The organism is Serratia sp. A07 (assembly GCF_058725505.1).
This window is the reverse complement of the sequence record NZ_JBZXDO010000230.1, coordinates 1-683: the sequence shown is the minus strand read 5'-3', so window position 1 is coordinate 683 and position 683 is coordinate 1. Positions and strand designations below refer to the sequence as shown.

The following is a 683-nucleotide window of genomic DNA, read 5'->3' as shown; positions in this document are numbered from 1 at the left end:
GCCGGACGCTCAACCGGAACGCTGCTGCCGCCCGACCTGCCGGAGGAAGCGGAGTACCTGTATGTGGCCTTTGACGGTCATGCGGATTCGGTGGCGGTATGGCTGGTTGACGGCTGGCCGCTGGCGGCGAGCGATGAAATGAGTCTGGTGCACTGGTCACTGCTGCGCAGAAAGTAAAAAAGCAGCGCTTTTGGCGCTGCTTCCTTACACCAGTTTGCGGCCTGTGATACGCAAACCGGTTTCCCACTGAGTTCCTACGGAGGTCATCCATGAACATAAAGAAAGTTAATACACCATCAAGTAAAGTGCAAGTACCCACACTCGAAAGTTTGCTCTCATCCACGCCTGTCATTGGCGTTCCGCTGGCCAGGCTGGTGAAATCCGACCTCAACGTGCGCAAGCGCGACCCCAAGCCGGAGGCCATTGCGGAACTGGCTGCCAGTATCCGTTCGGTGGGGGTGCTGCAAAATCTGGTGGTGTGCAAGGTCAGGGGCGGCAAGCATGCGGTGGTGGCCGGTGGGCGCCGTCTGCTGGCACTGCAGGCGCTGAGAGAGGCGGGCGATATAGACGATACGTATCCGGTGCCGTGCAAGGCGGTGCCTTTGGCCGATGCGGTGGTGGTGTCGCTGACCGAGAACGGTCAGCGTGAGGACATGCACCCTGCCGACCAGATTGCCGCCTTT

1 protein-coding gene is annotated in these 683 nt (G+C 60.0%); it reads left to right on the top strand.

Annotated features, from left to right (window positions below; all coding sequences use genetic code 11):
• Positions 1-269: 269 nt before the first annotated feature.
• The coding region (locus AC4PR2_RS29465) for a ParB/Srx family N-terminal domain-containing protein (RefSeq protein ID WP_492176120.1) at positions 270-683 on the top strand (414 nt) is incomplete at its 3' end.